We start from the raw sequence: 21489 nt of genomic DNA on the forward strand, positions 1-21489 counted from the left end.
TGGGGGACACGCGTAATGACCATTCAGGCTGATTGTGACATTACGTAGGGTAGGTATCAGCAAGTCCTTTTGTTGATAGACGGGATACTCTTGCAGCGGGAGCTGCATGTGAATGGGAAACCCAACATTGAACTCATCATCACTTAACACACTGACGTTAATCAGCTTTGTACTTCCTCTATGCCCTGTGCTTGAAGACAGTTCTATCACCGAACCTTGATTCTCTGATTTAGTAATCTTTCATCGAAGACGATGAACCAATTTCCGTTTTTGCCTTTTGGCTAATACGGAGCTTATTGCTATGTCATATTTCCTTATATTCAAACCAAACCAAGGAAATAGGCGGAAATATTCACATTCAAGGGGAAGGGAAATGAGCACAGCCTTTGAAGTCGATAACACTATCGCAAACATTTTTTCATCTCAGGTACCTGTTGTTGAAGGTATTTATGATCTCACACCGGACCAAATTCTACTCGATCAAATTGAGCATGAATCTGAAGTTCGTTCATACCCACGCCGTCTACCGATTGCCATCAAGCAAGCTTATGGTGCGTTAGTAGAAGATACGCGCGGACAAATTTTCCTCGACTGCTTAGCGGGTGCGGGAACGTTGGCGCTTGGGTATAACCATCCTGAGATCAATCAAGCACTGAAAGAGCAGTTAGATTCAGGTCTGCCATATCAGACATTGGATATGACAACGCACGCTAAAGACAAATTCATCAAGCAAGTAAAAGCATTTTTGCCTGAAGAGTTTGCAAAAAATTCCGCGATTCAATTTTGTGGACCTTCTGGTGCGGATGCCGTTGAAGCGGCTATCAAGCTGGTGAAGCAGACAACGGGTCGTAACACCATGTTTGCGTTTCGCGGTGCTTACCACGGTATGACCAACGGAACGATGGGCATGATGGGCAACCTGAATACTAAAGCTCGTCGCACAGGATTAATGTCGGATGTGCATTTTATGCCATTCCCATACAACTTGCGCTGCCCGTTTGGTTTAGGGGGCGATGAAGGTGCCAAAGCGAGCATTCGCTACATCGAACGTCTGCTGAACGATGACGAAGCAGGCATCATGAAACCGGCGGCCATTATTGTTGAACCTGTTCAAGGTGAAGGTGGCGTCATTCCCGCTCCAGCATTCTGGCTGCGTGAGCTTCGCCGTATCTGCGATGAACACGGTATTTTATTAGTTTTCGATGAAATTCAATGTGGTGTAGGTAAATCGGGTTACCGCTTTGCATTTGAAGAGTCTGGCATTTGTCCTGATATTCTTTGCCTATCTAAAGCCATTGGTGGTGGTCTACCAATGTCTATTCTTGTGTTCAAGAAAGAGATCGATACTTGGAAACCGGGTGAGCACACAGGCACGTTCCGTGGTAACCAATTGGCCATGGTTTCTGGTGCGAAAGCGTTAGAAATTATTTTACGTGATAACCTCGTTGAACACGCTAATGTCGCGGGTCAGTACCTACGCCAAGGTCTTGAAGCCATTCAACGCAGAGTGAATTGTATTGCTGAAGTTCGTGGCAAAGGTTTGATGCTTGGCCTTGAAATTCGTAAACCAAACGGTGAAATGAACAAATTTGGCGAGCCAATGGCCGATGGCCAATTAACACTCGCTATCCAACGCGCGGCACTTGAACGTGGGTTGATGGTTGAGAAAGGTGGCCGTGAAGGATCCGTTATTCGTTTCTTACCACCGATTATCATCTCATTCGAGCAGATCGATTTTGCCCTGCGCACTCTTGAAGCGGCGATTTTAGCCGCAGGTGGCGGCGAGAAAGATCCAGAGCCAGAAAATCAAGCCTGGAAGAAGCATTTTATCCAAACCGGTGAAATGGGCAGCAATGAATTTGCCGATGTGATGAACCATGCCACTTCTGCGATGAAAGCTGTTTTTGAACAAGCCAAAGCGCCTTATTCAGGTTTGGATCCAAAGCAGCTTGAAGAAGCGATTTACGCAGTAGATTTGGATAACAAAAATGCGCCATTGAAGGATGTGATCTCTGAAATGGCAGATCTGGTAGCCAAAAATTCCATTATCGTTCAACACCCAGATTGTATTGCTCACCTGCACACGCCACCCTTGATGCCATCAGTAGTGGCTGAAGCGATGATTGGTGCATTAAACCAGTCCATGGACTCATGGGATCAATCGTCTTCTGCTACCTATGTTGAGCAGAAAGTGATTGATTGGATGTGTGAAAAATACGAACTCGGCGCTCAGGCGGATGGTATTTTCACCAGTGGTGGCACGCAAAGTAACCAAATGGGTTTAATGTTAGCTCGTGACTGGATTGCCGATAAATTAAGTGGTCATTCTATTCAAAAGCTGGGCTTACCTGAGTATGCCGATAAGCTGCGTATTGTGTGCTCGAAAAAATCGCATTTCACCGTGCAAAAATCGGCCTCTTGGATGGGGTTGGGCGAGAAAGCCATTTTGGCGGTTGATGCGAATCCAAACGGGACAATGGATGTCACCAAACTGGAAGCGGTTGTTGCACAAGCGAAAGCGGAAGGTCTTATTCCTTTTGCTATTGTTGGAACAGCAGGCACAACGGATCACGGTGCGATTGATGATCTGTCGACGATCGCGGATGTAGCACAGCAACATGATCTCTGGATGCATGTGGATGGAGCATACGGCGGCGCATTGGTTCTAAGTAGCCATAAAGCACGTTTGCAAGGTGTTGAGCGTGCGCACTCGGTCAGCGTCGACTTCCATAAATTGTTCTTCCAAACGATCAGTTGTGGCGCGGTGTTGCTCAAAGATAAAAGTCACTTCAAGTATCTACTGCATCATGCGGATTACCTTAACCGTGAACATGATGAACTGCCAAATTTGGTGGATAAATCTATTTCTACGACCAAGCGTTTTGATGCATTGAAAGTGTTTATGACAATGCAAAACGTAGGCCCTAAGGCTTTGGGTGAAATGTACGATCATTTGCTAGAACAAACACTGCAAGTGGCAGATTTAGTTCAGCATCACGATGCTTTTGAACTCTTGGCTGAGCCTGCGCTCTCCACCGTGTTATTCCGTTCCGTGGATAAACAAGCGGTAGATTTTGACGAGTTGAACAAAGCGTTGCGTTTAGAAGCATTGACACGTGGTGTCGCGGTGTTGGGCGAGACGATTGTGGATGGCAAAACAGCGCTTAAATTCACCATTTTAAACCCATGCTTACAACTGTCAGATTTCAAAGCATTACTTAATAAGATTGAAGTACTAGCCTCTGAGCTAGCCAAGGCATAAAGGAATACAAACAACCATGTCTATTTTACAAATTGGCGCGGGAGGCGTTGGCTGGGTTGTCGCACATAAGGCGGCCCAAAACAACGACATACTCGGTGATATTGTTCTTGCTTCTCGTACTCTTGAAAAGTGCGAGAAGATCATTGAATCGATCAAAGGAAAAAATAACCTTAAAGATCCAACTAAAAAACTTGAGGCACGCACCGTCAAGGCGGATGACGTAGCCTCGTTAGTTGCATTAATTAAAGAAGTCCAGCCTGATCTTGTGATCAACGCTGGCCCTCCTTGGGTAAACGTGCCAATCATGGAAGCATGTTATCAAGCCAAGGTTTCCTATCTAGATACATCGGTTGCTGTTGACCTTTGCTCTGAAGGTCAACAAGTGCCTGAAGCGTATGATCCTCAATGGGCATTTCGTGAAAAATTTAAGCAAGCAGGCATTACCGCTATTCTCGGTGCTGGTTTTGATCCGGGCGTGGTTAGCGTGTTTGCCGCGTATGCGGTGAAGCACCTCTTTGACGAAATCGACAGTATTGATGTGATGGACATTAATGCAGGCGATCACGGCAAGAAATTTGCGACTAACTTTGATCCAGAAACCAATATGTTAGAGATTCAAGGCGACTCTTTCTATTGGGAAGAAGGGCAGTGGCAGCGTGTTCCTTGCCATTCACGAATGCTAGAATTTGATTTTCCTCAGTGCGGCCAGCACAAGGTGTACTCCATGTCGCACGATGAAGTGCGTTCGATGAAAGAGTTTATTCCGGCCAAACGTATTGAATTTTGGATGGGTTTTGGCGATCGTTATCTCAACTATTTCAATTGCATGCGTGATATTGGTTTATTGAGTCCAAACCCATTGACGCTGCAAGATGGTACTGTGGTTCAACCACTTCAAGTGCTTAAAGCGATGCTGCCAGACCCAACCTCTTTGGCTCCTGGCTACAAAGGCCTGACTTGTATTGGTACTTGGGTGCAAGGTTGGAAGGATGGTAAACAGCGCAGTGTCTTTATCTACAATAATGCAGACCATGAAGTGGCATACCATGATGTAGAGCACCAAGCCATCGCTTACACCACGGGCGTTCCTGCCATTACTGCGGCATTGCAGTATTTCCAAGGACATTGGGCACAAGCGGGCGTGTTTAACTTAGAGCAGCTTGACCCTGATCTGTTTTTAGAAACGATGCCTAAATTAGGTTTGGATTGGCATGTTCAAGAGCTCGATATCGGGCAACCAGAGATTAAAATTCTAAAATAAGAGTTTTCGATAGTTAAGCCGATGCAGATGTGTCGGCTTTCTTCAATTTGAGAGTGATAAATAGATGCAAAAAAGCGAACTCCAAACGCCCTATTTTATGATTGATGAATCACAGTTGATCGCGAACCTAGAAATCGCGAAGCAGCTCAAAGATATGTCGGGCGTCAAACTCGTCTTGGCTTTAAAATGCTTCTCTACTTGGGGAGTGTTTGACATCATCAAACCTTACTTAGATGGCACCACCAGCAGCGGCCCATTTGAAGTAAAATTAGGTTACGAAACGTTTGGTGGTGAAACACACGCCTATAGTGTTGGCTACAGTGAAGCTGATGTTAAAGAAGTGGCCGATATTTGCGACAAAATGATTTTTAATTCGCAATCCCAGTTGGCCGCTTACCGTCATTTAGTTGAAGGCAAGGCGTCATTGGGTTTACGTTTAAACCCCGGCGTGAGTTACGCTGGGCAAGATCTTGCCAATCCCGCACGTCAGTTTTCTCGTTTAGGTGTTCAAACAGACCATATTGATAACTCAGTGTTCGATACTATCAATGGCGTGATGTTCCATATGAACTGTGAGAACAAAGATGCTGATGCGTTCATTGCGTTATTAGATTCGATCTCTGAGCGTTTTGGCCAATATCTGGATAAGTTAGATTGGGTCAGCCTAGGCGGTGGTGTGTTCTTCACTTGGCCTGGTTATCCGCTAGAAAAATTAGCATTAGCGCTTAAGGCCTTTTCAGAAAAGCATCAGGTTCAGCTTTATCTTGAACCGGGTGAGGCGATCATCACGAAAACGGCTGATTTAGTGGTGACTGTCGTCGATATCGTTGAAAATGGCATGAAAACAGCGATTGTTGATTCGGCAACTGAAGCGCATCGTTTAGACACACTGATTTACAAAGAGCCTGCGGCTATTTTAGAAGCGAGTGCGGACGGTGAACATGAGTATGTCATTGGTTCGTGTTCTTGCTTAGCGGGTGATCAATTTTGTGTGGCTTCATTTGAACAGCCATTATCGATTGGCCAGCGGTTGCATATCATGGACAGCGCGGGCTATACCATGGTGAAATTGAATTGGTTTAATGGCCTTAAAATGCCTTCCGTGTATTGTCAACGCAGTACAGGAGAGCTTCAGAAACTGAATGAATTTGGCTATGAAGACTTTAAACGTTCATTATCTCAATGGTCGGTAAACTGATGACAATAGGCCTCACCATACAGTGGGTGAGGCCTATTTTTGTAAAATCACACCTTAGAGTTTAAAGCTTTTCATTCTTTCGTCTAATTGGCGTGAAAGAGCGGCCAAGGTTTCACTCTCTTCTGCCAAATAGTTTGCCGATTGTGACATCTCCAATGCCGAATCGTTAATACCACTGACGTTACGGTTCATTTCTTCGGCCACTGCACTTTGTTCTTCTGCCGCAGTGGCGATTTGAATTGCTTTGTCACTCACATGCTGAATATGACTGACGATCAAGGAAAGATCGCTGCCTGCATTTTCTGCCCGCTCCACACTGTTATAAGCGAGATCTTGGCTTTTTTGCATCGCGTTTGATGTACTAACGGCCAGTTGCTGTAAGCGGTTAATGGTGGTTTGGATTTGGTCAGTGGAATGATGGGTACGGCTAGCTAAATTTCTGACCTCGTCGGCGACCACTGCGAATCCTCTACCTTGTTCTCCAGCACGTGCGGCTTCAATCGCTGCATTTAGCGCAAGTAAATTAGTTTGTTCAGAAATGCCGCTGATCACTGTGGTAACTTCACTGATTTGCATCACGCCTTCTTTGAGTTTGTGCACTTGCTCAGTGGCCACTTCCAGCTCTTTTGAGAGCGCTTTAATGCTGTCCACACTGGAATGTACGTCTTTATCGCCTAAGCCGGCTTCTTTGCTGGCATCCAATGTATCTCTTGCGGTCTCTTCTGCATGGCCTGCAACATCGGCAACTGTCGCACTCATTTCATTCATCGCGGTTGCGAGCTGGCTTAATTGGTCACGTTGGCTGGTCACCGCTTGGCTAGTTTCTTCCGCAGAAGAAGCGATGCGAATGGCGGCCTCTGCAAGCAGGTTTGCTGAGGTGACCGACTCGATTAATGCTAAACGCACTGCGCTTACGCTGTCATTGATACGACATGCCACAATGCCAATCTCATCTTCTCCCATTACTGGGACTTGTGCGGTTAAATCGCCGCTTGCCACTTTTTTCATGACTTCTTTAATTGACTCTAACGGCATAATGATGGCTCGGCTGATGACCACCCCAAGCGTTGCCATCACAAACACAACTGCCAATGTCGCTCCTCCCATCTTGAGGATCTGTTTGTTGATTGCCTCTTCAATGTCATTGATGAGCATGCCTGAGCCGACAATCCAATGCCACGGCGCAAACCCGTGGACTGCCGATAATTTCTCTGCGGGTGTTCCACTGTTAGTCTGCCAAGGATATGTCAACGTGCCTTGTTGACCATTTTTGCCAAGTTCAACCATAGTGAACCAAAACTCGCCTTGCGTATCTTTTCCTGGGCTTCCCATTTGTTTGCCAACCAAATCAGTGCGAATCGGATGGGCAATGGTGTAACGAGACTCATCGATAGCAAAAAGATAGTTGTTGCTGTCAAAACGTGTGTTGTTGATGAGTATCTTCGCCTGTGATTTAGCTTCGTCTTCGGGGAGTGTTTTCTGAAGGTGTGAGATTTGTGAGAGGAGAGTATCGATAACTGCGTTCAACCTCGCTTCACGCTCTACGACTAAGTTACTTCTCAGCGCGCTAGTTGCAATGAACAGTAAGCTCAATAAGCCAACAATTGCAACCGCGATAATAGCGGTCAGCTTGTAGCTGACCTTAATATTTTCAAGCTTCAACATGACGTTACCACCATTAAAACAACCCAACCTTATTGCTGGGCATATTGGTTTACCTGTTGTACTTGAGGTTACCGTGATGTTGGTTACGTTTGATTGCCAGAGTCACAAGGTTTGTTAATACTCATTAGTAATCATCCGTTTATCCATCTGACGGCGTCTTCAAGTTATTCGGCATCTAGGATTTGCAGGCTTAGATTAATTATGGTTACCCGCTCTCTAATATTGGAATATGGTCGTCATTTCGCGAATGCAATTAGTTGATTTTGTTAACTGAATCACAACTTTAATCTTACTTAATAGATAGTGAGGTCGATAAAAAAGGAAGCATCAGCTTCCTTTTTTCGGGGCCGTAAACGAGATTACACTTCTAATATCACGCGCGTATCTTCACTGAGCGCTTCAAGCTCATCGGCTACGTCTTCAATTTGTATCGCAGCTGGGAGCTTGATGGCTAGGTTGGCGGTAAATAAACTTGAGCTGACACCGCCACCACCCGCAATAAAAACGCGTTGGCAATCCATATCTAAAATATTGATACCTTGATTATCAAGAAGGTGGGTGATTTCGTTGACGATGCCTGCACGGTCGTTTGCATCAATCCGCAGTTGGTAAATTGTTTCTTTTTCGTGTTGATGTACGTCAGAATCAACAATCTGCACCAGAAGATCGGGTTGTTCTCTAAATGCTTGTTGAACGATAACGGCATTTGAGGTCGGTAACTCTATTTTAATGACGGCAGCTACTTGGTTTTCAATAAAGTTCACTTTACTTATTAACCATTTCCCACCATTTTCATGAGTGATAGCGGCAAGATGTTTAATTGTGGCTGGTGTTGCACTGCCGACGAAATTGACAATAAAAGTACTGTTCATAATAGGCCTCCCATAGCAAGCTAACGAAAGATAAATCGTTGATCTTGAATTCCTTTCACTTCAGTGTAGAGGCCTATCTTAGATAAGACTTGATGAGAGTCAATTTTTTACATTTACGCAGTCTCTTGCTTGTCAGTATTCATACTTGGGCCACAAAAATAGCCTTGGCTTTAGGCATTGGCCTTGTGTTTAGCCCTGTTTTTTAGAAACTGACTTTGAGATTAAGGCCATAAAATTGCGAATCATAGCTAGCGCCTGAGTCCAAAGCAAACTTTGCGGCATCTTGGTTACCAAACCAAGGTGTGCCATTAAATTCTACTTCGGCATTGCCTCCCCAAGCATTTGATACCCAGCCATGGATATGTCCAACAGGGTTTAGGAAGAAAAGTGTGACATCACCCAGAGTCGATGAACCCAACACTTCACCACCTGTGGTAACAATATCTTGTTCCGCTTCAAACATCAGCTCACCGACAACCGCACCGAAAAAGGGCGTAATAAACAAGTCTTGCCATGACGGTATCTCGGCAAACGATTCTACGCCATATTCCCAAAAGAAAGTCGACATAACACCGGAGTAAAGAAAAGATTCAAACTCATTAAATCCAGCATGTCTTGCGGCTGTGTAGTAAACGCCGCCAAAGTAGGGGTGCATAATGTAGTTGAGATAATGCTCATCTCTATCCCAAGTGGGGCCGGATGATACGTTATCTTTCCATTTGCTGCCTATGCCGCTTATGCTGCGATCCTCTTCATCCCATTTGGTAATGGATGCAGGCAAAAATGTCATTAAACCAACGGTTGCTACGCTTAATCCTAAGATGGTGTAGGTTTGGCCTTTGAGATAGTCCCAGTCTTTTGTATCTTGCACGGTAAGATATTTAGGCAGCGTGGGCTCTTCAAGGTTTAGCGGTTGCGACTCTGCTAAGCTTGCTAAAAATGGAGAGTTCGATTGGTAAATATTCGGATCGTCATTAAAACAAGAAATTTGATTGCAGTCGACCGTATAGGAAAACTCAATGTGTTGGTTGAAATCGTATGCAGTGGCACTAGCACAAGCCGAAAACGATAACATCAATGGTATGATGCTTTTCTTTGACACGGAGGGCTCCAAAGTTTTGTTTTTAATGATCAGAATCACAATTATCTATTAAAGCGGCGGTGATGAAAACAGCAAATTATGTAAATAAGGAAACTTATGAGAAAAATAGCATTCAAAGCGTTATATATTGCACTTTATTCTCTGCCGTATTGATTGATAGCACACCTGTAAGCGTACACAAAAGGACACCATGATATGTTGAAAATAGCAATGTTAAGCACGGGTGAGGAAGTGCTCCATGGCGATATTGTCGATACCAATGCTGCTTGGTTATCCAGTGAGTTCTTCCAGCAGGGTTTTTCGTTAGTAAAACGATCAACGGTAGGCGATAGCCAGCAAGCCTTGGTTGAAGAGTTACTGATGCTCAGTTTCAATAATGATGTATTGATCGTGAATGGTGGGCTCGGCCCAACGTCTGATGATTTAAGTGCGGCGGCGGCGGCTCAAGCGGCGGACCAAAAGTTGGTGTTGTCTGTGCTGTGGAAGCAAAAACTGGACGAATTTTTTGCGCAGCGTGGTGTTGTGATGCCAGAAAGTAACCTCAAACAAGCGATGTTACCTGAGTTCTCTGACATCATTGATAACCCAATAGGGACGGCTTGCGGCTTTAAAGTTCAGATTAATGATTGTGTTTGTTATTTCACCCCCGGAGTACCCAAAGAGTTTAAGCTGATGGTCTCTGAACAGATTTTACCCGACTTGCTAGCAACATACCCACAACAAACGGGATTAGAGTGCAGCCGTTTATTCACTCTGGGTTCATCGGAATCGGCCATTTCAGATAAGTTGGATAAATTAGTCTTACCGGAAGGGTATATGCTGGGGTATCGTTCTTATCTGCCTTTTATTGAGGTGAAATTGTTTGGTCCGAAAAGTGATTTAGAACGCCGAGTAAAACTACTACAGATCATCTACCAGCATTTGGAACAATATGTTGTGAGTGTCGATGAACCTATGCTCACGCATATCGGTCATTTAATGCAAGACAAAGGATTATCGATCTCTATTGCAGAACAAGCGACCAAAGGTTGGCTCGCCAGTTGGTTGTTAAGTAACGAGCAGGTGGAAGCGTTGAGCGGTCACTGCTGGATTTTGAGCCGCAACGTTGAATCGGGCTTAGGCGATCAAGATCCACTCGCGGCGTCATTAGCGCTTGCTGGCGCAACGAAGGAAAAGTGTTCTACTTCGTTATCGCTCGTGACTGGTGTATTAAATGATGATCAATTTAGCCTAGCTTTATCGGCTCCGCAGGGAGAGTGGGGACAGATCCTCAAATTCAAGCGTCGTTACAGCGCCGATGAGCAGAGGGAGTTAATGGGGACCATCGCGGCTGATATGTTACGCCGCTATTTATCGAATAAGCCTCTTTTTGCTCAGTATGGGGCATTGATCTCCGTCAAAGAGATGTTTTTACCTGCGAGCGTTATTGGCTAATTAACTCAATGTGTTAGCGTATTTTTAAATCTAAGCTGTTGATAATTAAGTGCTTTGCATTTAAATTGTATCGGGTGGTAACTGCATGATTTTTTGGCTTATTCCGTAGATTCGGTGAGGTGCTTAGCTTATGATTATTTCGTCTAAAGACTAAGCTCATGATTTCACGCATCAGATAAAATTGTTTCAAAATTGGGTCTTTTTTACACATCTTTTCTCTGTACACTGTCAGTCCGCTCGATGAAATTCAGCAGGAGGCTGACATGTTTAACCAATCGAAAATTTTAGTTTGGTATAAAGTTGCAAGTCAAAAAGTGATCTTAGGTGAGGCATTGAGTAATGAAATGAGTGATGTTGTTTCTTTATGGCTCAACGCTCCATCAGACTTAGATACGCCTAGCTATCAAGGATATAGACTTTCATTGTTTGATGGGGATGGCAGAGAAATCGCTAACAAATCCGTATCAATGGGTACGGCTGATGGCATTCTTCTAGGAATGTATAAAGCCAGAGCATAGCTCTGGCTTTATCTTTTTAACGCGCCAATGTGTGATGCGTTAACAGTGCACTATTGGCAGATCGAGATTAGGCTCGCCTTGCTTTGGGTCGATAATTAACACCAGCAAGTTCCACATGGCTTTTGGCTTTACAAATACAGGGCAATATTTCGTTGCGCTGTGTGTAAGCCATCGCAAAACCAACGTATTCCACTTCGCCTTTAACGAGCGTGCAGCGACAGGCACCACAGTGACCATCGCGACAGTTGTACTCTGGCTCTAGCCCCGCACTCTCCATACTTTCCAATAAAGTATTGGAAGAGTTTGATTCTATGGTTGTAACTTTGTTGATTTTAATGGTCGCCATTACAGCTCAAAGTCCTCGAAGTCATTGGCACGAACTTCATTGTCAATTTGGCCTACAAGGTAGGAGCTGATTTCTGCTTCTTGAGGTGCAACTTGTACGTTGTCTGAAGACAACCACGCATTAATCCAAGGAATTGGGTTTGATGTTGCGCCGGGGTAGGCGATATCTAAACCAACCGCTTGCATACGAACGTTGGTGATGTATTCAACGTATTGGCACAGAATGTCTTTGTTTAAACCAATCATCGAACCATCTTTAAACAGATATTCAGCCCACTCTTTTTCTTGTTCAGCAGCCGCTTTGAACAAATCAAAACACTCTTGCTTGCACTCTTCAGCGATTTGTAAGAAGGCGAAATCGTCTTGTCCATTACGCAGCAAGTTGATCATATGCTGTGTACCAGTCAGGTGCAAAGCTTCATCACGTGCAATCAACTTGATGATTTTGGCGTTACCTTCCATCAATTCGCGCTCTGCAAAGGCAAATGAGCAGGCGAAGCTGACATAGAAACGAATCGCTTCCAACGCATTGACTGACATCAAGCAAAGATAAAGTTTGCGTTTCAGGTCACCCAAGCTAATTTTGACGCTCTCACCATTAATCTGATGTGTTCCTTCACCAAAACGGTGATAGTCATTAGACAGTTGGATCAGATCATCGTAATAGTGTGCAATGTCTTTTGCGCGTTTCAATATATGTTCATTTTCGACGATGTCATCAAACACAATGCCAGGATCATTCACAATATTACGAATAATATGAGTGTATGAACGTGAGTGGATTGTTTCTGAAAATGACCAGGTTTCAATCCATGTTTCCACTTCAGGAAGCGAAACCAGCGGTAGCAGTGCCACGTTAGGGCTGCGACCTTGGATTGAATCCAGTAGCGTTTGATATTTTAAGTTCGAGATGAAAATGTGCTTTTCATGATCTGGAAGCTTGTTGTAATCAATGCGATCACTCGATACGTCGACTTCTTCTGGACGCCAGAAGAACGAGAGCTGTTTTTCTATCAGTTTTTCAAAAATTTCAAACTTTTGCTGGTCGTAACGAGCCACGTTAACCGATTGGCCAAGAAACATCGGTTCTTTGAGTTGATCATTCTTTTTTTGAGAAAAAGTACTGTAAGCCATAAATGCCTCAATCCCTTTTAAGCTCCCCTGCGTGGGGAGCATTATTGAATACGTTGAGTGAAATAGAGTTAGATCTTACAACCGCCGCCCGCACAATCATCATCTTGTGCCTGTACTGCGTCTTTTTGATCATCCTTCGCGCCATCACGAGTGTTGTGATAGTACAAGGTTTTCACACCAAATTTATATGCCGTCAGCAGATCTTGCAGCAACTGTTTCATTGGTACTTTGCCACTTTCATACGCGCTGGGGTCGTAGTTGGTATTAGCGGAAATCGCTTGGTCAACAAATTTCTGCATGATGCCGACTAGGTGCAGATAGCCGTTGTTAGAACCAATATTCCACAATAACTCATAGTTCTCTTTCAAATTAATGAAATCCGGCACGACTTGTTTCAAGATGCCATCTTTTGAGGCTTTTACTGAAACATAACCGCGAGGAGGCTCAATACCGTTGGTGGCATTGGAAATTTGCGAAGAGGTTTCTGAAGGCATTAACGCTGTTAACGTTGAGTTACGTAAGCCAAATTCCATGATCTCTGCGCGCAGCGCATCCCAATCATAATGCAAAGGTTCTGCGCAAATTTGGTCGACATCTTTTTTATAGGTGTCGATAGGCAGCAAGCCTTTGGCATAATTTGTTTCATGGAATAGAGGGCATCGGCCTTGTTCTTTGGCTAACGCGACTGAAGCCTTCAACAGGTAATATTGCATCGCTTCAAAAGTGCGGTGTGTCAAACCATTTGCACTACCGTCCGAATATTTCACGCCATTTTTCGCCAGATAGTAAGCGTAGTTAATCACGCCTACACCCAATGTACGGCGATTCATGGTTGACTTATAAGCGGCAGGCAGTGGGTAATCTTGATAATCCAACAGTGCATCTAGCGCACGAACCACAAGATCAGACAACTCTTCGAAATCATCCAGAGATTGAATTGAACCTAAGTTGAATGCCGAAAGCGTACATAGCGCAATCTCACCTTCATTATCTTCAACATTAGACAGCGGTTTCGTCGGCAGTGCGATCTCCAAACAGAGATTGGATTGGCGAACAGGCGCTACAGACGCATCAAACGGGCTGTGCGTATTGCAGTGGTCAACGTTCTGGATGTAGATACGGCCAGTGGAGGCACGTTCTTGCATCAATAGGGAGAACAGTTCTACCGCTTTCACCGTCTCTTTTTTAATCGAAGTGTCATTCTCATATTGAACATACAAACGTTCGAATTCGTCTTGGTTTTCGAAGAATGCGTCATACAATCCAGGCACATCAGAAGGGGAGAATAGGGTAATATTACCGCCTTGGACTAAGCGAGAATACATCAACTTATTGAGCTGAACACCATAGTCCATATGACGAACACGGTTCTCTTCAACGCCGCGGTTATTTTTCAATACCAGTAGCGACTGCACTTCACCGTGCCACAAAGGGTAGAAGACAGTGGCTGCGCCACCACGTACACCACCTTGAGAACAGCATTTCACTGCGGTTTGGAAATATTTATAAAAAGGAATACAACCCGTGTGGAATGCTTCACCACCGCGAATTTCCGAGCCTAATGCACGAATGCGGCCCGCGTTAATACCAATACCCGCACGCTGTGATACATAACGTACGATAGAGCTTGCTGTGGCATTGATTGAATCTAAGCTGTCACCACATTCAATCAACACACATGAGCTAAATTGACGGGTAGGCGTGCGCACGCCCGACATGATTGGCGTTGGCAGCGAGATTTTGAACATTGATGTTGCGTCGTAAAAACGCTTAATGTAATCGAGACGGTTTTCTTTTGGATATTTCGCGAATAAGCAAGCGGCGACCAAAATGTAGAGGAATTGGGCACTCTCATAAATTTGTTTCGTCACACGGTTTTGCACGAAGTACTTACCTTCAAGCTGTTTTACCGCGGCGTAAGAAAAATTAAGGTCACGTGCGTGATCGATATAAGTGTCGAGTTCTTCAAATTCTGCGCGAGTATAATCTTCGATAAGGTGCTTATCGTATTTGCCCATTTCAACCAAACGAGAGACATGGTTGTACAAAGTGGGTGGCTCGTATTGTCCGTAGGCTTTTTTACGCAAATGGAACACCGAAAGACGAGCCGCGAGATATTGGTAATCTGGCGTCTCTTCTGAAATCAAATCGGCAGCGGATTTGATGATAGTCTCATGGATGTCAGAGGTCGTAATACCATCGTAAAACTGAATGTGAGCTTTCAGTTCTACTTGTGATACAGAGACATTGTGCAGGTCTTCCGCAGCCCACGCGATTACACGGTGGATTTTCTCAAGATCAATTGTTTCTTTGCGTCCATCACGCTTGGTGACAGTAAGTTTTTGGTTCATTCTGCTTCATTTCCCTAACAAAACTGATTAAGGCCGTATTTTTGTAGAATTGTTGTAAATTTCATCGCGGCTTTGTGATCTGAATTTATCTATATATTGTAGTGCAAACACAACATATAGGGGTTCTTTGCTTTGCGAGTTACAAGATAGTGCTATCTGAAGCTCATTTCAAGTTACAGATCTGGGACAGCTTGTGGATAACTAGCAAAAATAAAAAAAACAGTTAGTACCCACTTACTGATGATCAAAGAGCCGATTTGATTGTAGAAAATTACCGTTTTTAGTTTGGTTTAGATGTAACCACAATCAAAAAAAAAACTTCTTGATCTTTGAGGAAAAAAGGGAGCGATTTTCGATGTGGTTAAAATGGAATCTAGAGCACAAAAAACAGCCTAGAAACCGAGAAAAAATGTGCTATTCGGCTTAATTTTTAACCGTGAGCAATACGCTATCGATAATGGCATATTAGATGACCACTGACTTTAAAAAAGCTGAGTATGAACGATGTAATTGACATCAACATTGCGCCCTAAACGGTAAGTATCGGTTAACGGGTTATAAAGTAGGCCTGTTATTCCTTGCTCTTGCAGGTTTGTTTTATCAATCATCTTAATCAGTTCCGATGGGCGGATGAATTTTTCATGATCATGTGTGCCTTCTGGAACAATGCGTAGCAACTTCTCTGCGCCCACGATGGCAAACAGGTAAGACTTAAAATTACGATTGAGCGTAGAAAAGAAAACATGACCGCCGGGTTTGACCAACGCAGAGCAGGCTTGAACAACGGACAATGGGTCTGGAACATGCTCAAGCATTTCCATGCAGGTGACAACATCATATGTGTGTGGGTTGTCAGCGGCGTGGTCTTCAATCGTACTTTGAATATAAGTGAGCTTTGTTCCGGTTTCTAAAGCATGTAAACGAGCGACTTCAAGCGGTTCTTTGCCCATGTCTAAGCCAGTCACTTGCGCACCTTCTCGCGCCATGCTTTCGGCTAAAATTCCGCCACCACATCCAACATCGAGCACCTTCTTGCCAAATAGGCCGTTGGCATTGACCAACACATAGTTCAATCTTAATGGGTTAATTTGATGAAGTGGCTTAAATTCACCATCCAGATCCCACCAGCGTGACGCCATCTCTTCAAACTTTTTAATTTCATTAAGATCAACGTTTTGTGCTTTAGTCATGTTAGATTCGCTCTTGCTGTCAAAATAGGCATCTTTAGTTGTGTGGGGTATTATAACCAGTTGATTATCACAGGCTACAGGTTATCTTTATTTCATTAATTTTTGGCTAAAATTTGGCCATTAATCAGCCGGGTATGGAATGAATGTGCAATTTCTCGGCACTTGATACACAACAAAGGTCACAACCTGATAAAAGGAAAGGGAAAGGGATGCCGAAGTAGTGAATTATGTGTTATATTTTTCGGCCTTGTACGTATCGAATATACGATCAAAAGATAGAGGGATAATGGCTCTATGAGCGATCTAGCTAGAGAGATCACGCCCGTAAACATTGAAGATGAGCTAAGAGGTTCATACCTAGACTACGCGATGTCCGTTATCGTGGGTCGTGCTCTTCCAGATGTGCGTGATGGCCTAAAACCAGTACACCGTCGCGTTCTATTCGCGATGAATGTGCTTGGTAACGATTGGAATAAACCATATAAAAAATCTGCCCGTGTTGTGGGCGATGTGATTGGTAAATATCACCCGCATGGTGATAGTGCTGTATACGATACGATTGTTCGTATGGCGCAGCCGTTCTCATTGCGTTACATGTTGGTCGATGGCCAAGGTAACTTTGGCTCGATCGATGGTGACTCTGCGGCAGCAATGCGTTACACCGAAGTACGCATGTCAAAAATTGCCCATGAACTGCTTGCCGATCTCGACAAAGAAACGGTCGATTATGTACCGAACTATGACGGTACAGAACAGATCCCTGCGGTTCTTCCTACGAAAATTCCTAACCTACTGGTGAATGGCTCATCCGGTATTGCAGTAGGTATGGCAACCAACATTCCACCCCATAACCTAACGGAAGTGGTCGAAGGTTGCTTGGCCTATATAAATAATGAAGACATCACCATTGATGAGTTGATGGACTACATTCCGGGCCCAGATTTCCCAACAGCAGCATTAATCAGTGGCCGCAAAGGAATTATCGACGCTTATAAAACAGGGCGCGGTAAAGTCTACATGCGCTCTAAAGCGGATATCGAAGTCGAGAAGAATGGTAAAGAGACCATTATCGTCAGAGAAATCCCTTATCAAGTGAACAAAGCACGCTTGATTGAAAAAATTGCTGAGTTGGTTAAAGAGAAAAAAGTCGAAGGCATCAGTGCACTGCGTGATGAGTCTGATAAAGACGGCATGCGTATTGTTATCGAATGTAAACGTGATGCGGTTGGTGAAGTAGTTCTGAACAACCTTTACGCTCAAACACAGTTACAAACGACATTCGGTATCAACATGGTTGCGCTGGATAATGGTCAACCTAAGCTATTCAACTTGAAAGAAATGTTGAAATGCTTTGTTGATCACCGCCGTGAAGTGGTGACGCGTCGTACTATTTTTGAACTGCGCAAAGCTCGTGATCGTGCCCACATTCTAGAAGCACTGGCTCTCGCGTTAGCCAACATTGATGAAATCATCGAATTGATTCGACGCGCGGCAACGCCAGCAGAAGCAAAAGAAGGCTTGATTGCTCGTGGTTGGGATCTTGGTAACGTAGCGTCAATGCTTGAACGTGCTGGAACCGATGCCGCTCGTCCTGAATGGCTTGAACCAGAATACGGTATCCGTGATGGCAAATATTTCTTAACTGAGCAACAAGCCCAAGCAATTCTTGAACTTCGTCTGCACAGATTGACAGGTTTAGAGCACGAAAAAATTCTTGATGAGTACAAAGCTCTTCTGGAAGAAATCGCTGAACTGATGCATATCCTTGCTAGCACTGAACGTTTGATGGAAGTGATCCGCGAAGAGCTTGAAACTGTTCGTGATGCTTTTGGTGACGCACGACGCACTGAAATTACCGCGGCAACTCACGATATCGACATGGAAGAGCTGATTGCTCGTGAAGATGTGGTCGTTACACTTTCTCATGCAGGTTATGTGAAATACCAGATCCTCAGCGATTACGAAGCACAACGCCGTGGTGGTAAAGGTAAGAGCGCGACGAAGATGAAAGAAGAAGACTACATTGAGCGTCTTCTTGTGGCGAATACTCATGACCACATTCTTTGCTTCTCGACTCGTGGTAAGACATACCGTTTGAAAGTCTATCAATTACCGCTAGCGAGCCGTACAGCGCGTGGTAAACCTATCGTTAACATTCTTCCTCTGGAAGAAGGGGAACGTATTACTGCGATTTTGCCAGTCACTGAGTTTAGTGATGATAAGTTTATCTTTATGGCGACCGGTGACGGTACAGTGAAGAAAACATCACTTTCAAGCTTTGCCAACGTGCGTTCTAACGGTTTGATCGCGGTTAACTTGCGTGAAGATGACTCTTTGATTGGTGTGGACATTACCGATGGCAACAGTGAAATTATGCTGTTTTCTAAATTTGGTAAAGTGGTTCGCTTTAAAGAATCAGAAGAAACGCCAGTATTGGATGAAAATGGTCAACCTGTTCTTGATGAACATGGCCAGCCAGAAATTAAGTTCAAAGGTGTTCGCGCCATGGGACGCACAGCGTCCGGTGTTCGTGGTATGAAGCTAGCAGAAGGCGACCAAGTGGTATCGCTGATTGTTCCTTCAAATGACGGCGACATCTTAACAGTGACACAAAACGGCTATGGTAAACGTACAACCTTAGGGGAATACCCAACTAAAGGTCGTGCAACTCAAGGCGTTGTTTCAATCAAGGTGTCTGAGCGTAATGGTCAAGTTGTCGGCGCAGTGCAAACTGAAGAAGGCGATGAGTTCATGATGATCACCGATGCCGGTACGCTCGTTCGTACTCGCGTCGCGGAAGTGAGCCAAGTGGGGCGTAATACTCAAGGTGTGACCTTGATTCGCACCGCTGAAGATGAAAACGTCGTAGGTTTACAACGTATTGAAGAAATTGAAGATGTTGAGTTACCAGAAGGTGAAGCGAGCGTTGCAATTTTAGAAGTACAAAGTGACGCCGAAGAGACTGACTCTGAACCGAGCAGCGATTCTGAAGACGAGTAATCGTTTCACATATCCACCTTTATTCTAAGGTAATAAAGAATAAAAGCCGGAGCATTGATTGCTTCGGCTTTTTACTTCTAGCGAGCAGCCCTCCAACAAGTGAAGGATTTCCATTCAGCGTTGAAATCGTGGTGGTCTTTTTGAAAAGATCATCTGTGCCACAAATACGGCTGACTCCACATCTCTCATTCAACCTAAAATTGCCTATACTTAGCTATTGAGTTAACGTCATAAAAGTCATTAATTTAATTTTAAACGTTCTAGAAAAGATAACTTTTTAATAAATAAGAAACCATTCATTGGTTAAGATCTGTCCCCATCACATAATGGCGCTACAACTAAAAAGGATATAAAAGATGTTTGCTAATCGGTTTACCTTACAATCGCGATTAATTTTTGCGGTGTTATTACCTTGCGTTGCGTTGATTATTGTTGGAATGGCGAGCTTCAATAGCATGTCGACGATTCAACGGCAGGCAGAACAGCTCTATCTCAATACGGCCGCGCCAATGCGTTCAATGGCTGAAGTTGCCTCTCGAATTCCCCGTATGCGGGTTGGTATCGATATGATGTTACTTCAAGAGACGTCGTTAAGAGATAAAAAGGGTGTCCTCACACGCGTGAAAGAGACACGTGACGAAGATATCCCTGAAATGAGGCAGTCTGTCGAGCACGCAGTTCAGTCACAAGTGGATCCAGAACAGCGTAGACAAGTTCAGCAGCTGTTGACTGACTTTGAAAAAATGGTCAGTACTCAACTTAATCCTATGTTGGCGGCATTTGAAAAGGGCGATCTAGATACGGCGCGCAACATATACCGAGATCAATATGCGGTTACCTATGGTGAACTGCGTAAAAAAGCCAATGTGATCCTCGATTCGCTACTAGAGCAGGCCAAACAGCAGAACGTCAATAGCCAAAAGAGTTATGCCCAAGGGCAAAATCACATGTTTATCATTATTGGTATTGGTGTGCTAATTTCGTTTGTCACTTCATTCTTTATTGTTATCGGCCTAAAAACGCGAGTGGCCAGCCTACAAAAATCGATTGCTTTGGCAGCTGAAAACATGGCGCTAGATGCTCGCATCGATTTAGGTGGTCAAGATGAGTTATCGAAAATTAGCGACAGTTTTAACGACTTCATTGAGAAAGTACATGTAGCGATCAAGCAAGTGGCTTCGAGTTCTTATGAATTAGCGAATACGGCTAACCAAGTTTCAGCACGGGCACTATTAACCAAAAACAACTGCACTTCGCAGCGTGATAGAACAGTCCAAGTGGCCACTGCTATTCACGAGCTAGGTGCAACGGTGGGCGAAATTGCAAACAACGCAGCTCAAGCTGCCGACGTTGCGAAACAGGCCACTCATCAGGCGGAAAATGGCACCACTGTAGTAGAGAAAGCACAAGTGCAAATTGCAGATTTGATCACTGAATTAGAGCAAGCTGCACAAGTCGTAGGCTCTTTGGCTGGTCAAGTGGTTAACATCAGCTCGATACTTGAGACTATTCGTAGCATTTCCGAGCAAACGAACTTACTTGCATTGAACGCAGCGATTGAGGCGGCGCGAGCGGGAGAGCAAGGTCGAGGTTTTGCGGTCGTTGCTGATGAGGTGCGAAATTTAGCAAGCCGTTCTGCTGCATCAACTGAAGAAATTCAAAGAGTCATTAATAACTTACAAGAAGAATCGAAACGGGCGGTTGGGGCGATGTCTCAAGGGCGCGAGCAGGGGTTGTTGGTGGTTGAACAAGCTGAAAATGCCAATAGCTCGCTAAAACAGATCTGCGTTTATATAGAGAATATTAGCGATCAAAATATTCAAGTCGCGACGGCAACGGAAGAACAATCAAGTGTGGTTAGTGAGATCAATCGCACCGTTGAAGATATCAATCATCTCACCATGGAAACAACAACAGTGGCTGAGGAGCTTACTGCCAGTAGTGAACATTTGAAAAAAGTTTCCAAGCAACTCGATAGCCTAGTGAACAATTTTAAATTGTAATTGTGGTATTAATACGACAAACAAAGAGAGCTTAGGCTCTCTTTGTTATTTTTAAAATAAGCATTCAGTATCCCCTTATGCACTATTTCATTATTTGCTACACGTCACATTTTTCTCGATTCTGTGATGTTAAACATGAGTTGGTTATTTTTAT

15 protein-coding genes are annotated in these 21489 nt (G+C 44.2%); 7 read left to right on the forward strand and 8 right to left on the reverse strand.

Going from position 1 to position 21489, the window contains the following annotated elements; all coding sequences use genetic code 11:
* Positions 1–210, reverse strand: a 210-nt coding sequence (locus AACU59_RS14415; protein WP_161437686.1) for a hypothetical protein, incomplete at its 3' end; no start/stop codon positions are given.
* A 163-nt stretch (positions 211–373) separates the two neighbouring features.
* Here AACU59_RS14415 and AACU59_RS14420 point away from each other — a divergent pair.
* The 3 genes from AACU59_RS14420 to nspC all read left to right on the forward strand — a co-directional run bounded on the left by AACU59_RS14420 (position 374) and on the right by nspC (position 5721).
* Positions 374–3262: a pyridoxal phosphate-dependent class III aminotransferase gene (locus tag AACU59_RS14420; RefSeq protein WP_094145874.1), complete on the forward strand. Its 2889-nt coding sequence runs from the start codon at positions 374–376 to the stop codon at positions 3260–3262.
* A 16-nt stretch (positions 3263–3278) separates the two neighbouring features.
* A complete protein-coding gene (locus AACU59_RS14425; protein WP_017044304.1) occupies positions 3279–4523 on the forward strand; it encodes a carboxynorspermidine synthase in 1245 nt (414 codons plus the stop codon).
* A gap of 64 nt (positions 4524–4587) precedes the next feature.
* On the forward strand, positions 4588–5721 hold the full coding sequence (gene nspC, locus AACU59_RS14430) for a carboxynorspermidine decarboxylase (protein ID WP_094145873.1): 1134 nt from the start codon (positions 4588–4590) through the stop codon (positions 5719–5721).
* A 54-nt stretch (positions 5722–5775) separates the two neighbouring features.
* Here the strand turns inward: nspC and AACU59_RS14435 are convergent, their stop codons facing one another.
* From AACU59_RS14435 to AACU59_RS14445, 3 genes are all read right to left on the reverse strand, one after another.
* A complete protein-coding gene (locus AACU59_RS14435) occupies positions 5776–7386 on the reverse strand; it encodes a methyl-accepting chemotaxis protein (protein ID WP_094145872.1) in 1611 nt (536 codons plus the stop codon).
* 359 nt (positions 7387–7745) lie between these two features.
* Positions 7746–8258: a glycine cleavage system protein R gene (locus AACU59_RS14440; RefSeq protein ID WP_013857004.1), complete on the reverse strand. Its 513-nt coding sequence runs from the start codon at positions 8256–8258 to the stop codon at positions 7746–7748.
* Positions 8259–8460: 202 nt separating this feature from the next.
* Positions 8461–9399 (reverse strand): DUF3943 domain-containing protein, encoded by a 939-nt coding sequence (locus AACU59_RS14445; protein WP_240507690.1) that lies wholly within the window; start codon positions 9397–9399, stop codon positions 8461–8463.
* Between the two features lie 156 nt (positions 9400–9555).
* Between AACU59_RS14445 and AACU59_RS14450 the strand changes: the two genes are divergently transcribed.
* Positions 9556–10794, forward strand: a complete 1239-nt coding sequence (locus AACU59_RS14450; protein WP_094145530.1) for a CinA family nicotinamide mononucleotide deamidase-related protein — start codon at positions 9556–9558, stop codon at positions 10792–10794.
* Between the two features lie 263 nt (positions 10795–11057).
* Positions 11058–11312 (forward strand): hypothetical protein, encoded by a 255-nt coding sequence (locus tag AACU59_RS14455; protein WP_013857001.1) that lies wholly within the window; start codon positions 11058–11060, stop codon positions 11310–11312.
* A 67-nt stretch (positions 11313–11379) separates the two neighbouring features.
* Here AACU59_RS14455 and yfaE read toward each other — a convergent pair whose 3' ends face one another.
* From yfaE to ubiG, 4 genes are all read right to left on the reverse strand, one after another.
* The gene (gene yfaE, locus AACU59_RS14460; RefSeq protein WP_094145529.1) at positions 11380–11658 is read right to left on the reverse strand and encodes a class I ribonucleotide reductase maintenance protein YfaE; all 279 of its coding nucleotides are present in this window, start codon (positions 11656–11658) and stop codon (positions 11380–11382) included.
* Positions 11658–12791, reverse strand: a complete 1134-nt coding sequence (nrdB, locus tag AACU59_RS14465) for a class Ia ribonucleoside-diphosphate reductase subunit beta (RefSeq protein WP_010318364.1) — start codon at positions 12789–12791, stop codon at positions 11658–11660. Before nrdB ends, yfaE begins: the two co-directional genes overlap by 1 nt.
* Positions 12792–12859: 68 nt before the next feature.
* Positions 12860–15142: a class 1a ribonucleoside-diphosphate reductase subunit alpha gene (gene nrdA, locus AACU59_RS14470; protein ID WP_017046168.1), complete on the reverse strand. Its 2283-nt coding sequence runs from the start codon at positions 15140–15142 to the stop codon at positions 12860–12862.
* A gap of 482 nt (positions 15143–15624) precedes the next feature.
* Entirely contained in the window at positions 15625–16332 is a 708-nt protein-coding gene (ubiG, locus tag AACU59_RS14475) for a bifunctional 2-polyprenyl-6-hydroxyphenol methylase/3-demethylubiquinol 3-O-methyltransferase UbiG (protein ID WP_017044298.1), read from the reverse strand.
* Positions 16333–16626: 294 nt separating this feature from the next.
* Between ubiG and gyrA the strand changes: the two genes are divergently transcribed.
* The gene (gene gyrA / locus AACU59_RS14480) at positions 16627–19332 is read left to right on the forward strand and encodes a DNA topoisomerase (ATP-hydrolyzing) subunit A (RefSeq protein ID WP_094145528.1); all 2706 of its coding nucleotides are present in this window, start codon (positions 16627–16629) and stop codon (positions 19330–19332) included.
* A 356-nt stretch (positions 19333–19688) separates the two neighbouring features.
* Positions 19689–21335, forward strand: coding sequence for a methyl-accepting chemotaxis protein (locus tag AACU59_RS14485; protein WP_161437687.1), 1647 nt, complete (start codon positions 19689–19691; stop codon positions 21333–21335).
* Positions 21336–21489 lie beyond the last annotated feature (154 nt).

The organism is Vibrio sp. V23_P3S9T160, assembly GCF_963886625.1.
GTDB lineage: Bacteria > Pseudomonadota > Gammaproteobacteria > Enterobacterales > Vibrionaceae > Vibrio > Vibrio anguillarum.

Bases quoted from the DNA above. Each gene is read 5' to 3' on its own strand.
- AACU59_RS14420 (WP_094145874.1), top strand. From the start codon at position 374: ATGAGCACAGCCTTTGAAGTCGATAACACTATCGCAAACATTTTTTCA.
- AACU59_RS14425 (WP_017044304.1), top strand. From the start codon at position 3,279: ATGTCTATTTTACAAATTGGCGCGGGAGGCGTTGGCTGGGTTGTCGCA.
- nspC (WP_094145873.1), top strand. From the start codon at position 4,588: ATGCAAAAAAGCGAACTCCAAACGCCCTATTTTATGATTGATGAATCA.
- AACU59_RS14435 (WP_094145872.1), bottom strand. From the start codon at position 7,386: ATGTTGAAGCTTGAAAATATTAAGGTCAGCTACAAGCTGACCGCTATT.
- AACU59_RS14440 (WP_013857004.1), bottom strand. From the start codon at position 8,258: ATGAACAGTACTTTTATTGTCAATTTCGTCGGCAGTGCAACACCAGCC.
- AACU59_RS14450 (WP_094145530.1), top strand. From the start codon at position 9,556: ATGTTGAAAATAGCAATGTTAAGCACGGGTGAGGAAGTGCTCCATGGC.
- AACU59_RS14455 (WP_013857001.1), top strand. From the start codon at position 11,058: ATGTTTAACCAATCGAAAATTTTAGTTTGGTATAAAGTTGCAAGTCAA.
- yfaE (WP_094145529.1), bottom strand. From the start codon at position 11,658: ATGGCGACCATTAAAATCAACAAAGTTACAACCATAGAATCAAACTCT.
- nrdB (WP_010318364.1), bottom strand. From the start codon at position 12,791: ATGGCTTACAGTACTTTTTCTCAAAAAAAGAATGATCAACTCAAAGAA.
- nrdA (WP_017046168.1), bottom strand. From the start codon at position 15,142: ATGAACCAAAAACTTACTGTCACCAAGCGTGATGGACGCAAAGAAACA.
- ubiG (WP_017044298.1), bottom strand. From the start codon at position 16,332: ATGACTAAAGCACAAAACGTTGATCTTAATGAAATTAAAAAGTTTGAA.
- gyrA (WP_094145528.1), top strand. From the start codon at position 16,627: ATGAGCGATCTAGCTAGAGAGATCACGCCCGTAAACATTGAAGATGAG.
- AACU59_RS14485 (WP_161437687.1), top strand. From the start codon at position 19,689: ATGTTTGCTAATCGGTTTACCTTACAATCGCGATTAATTTTTGCGGTG.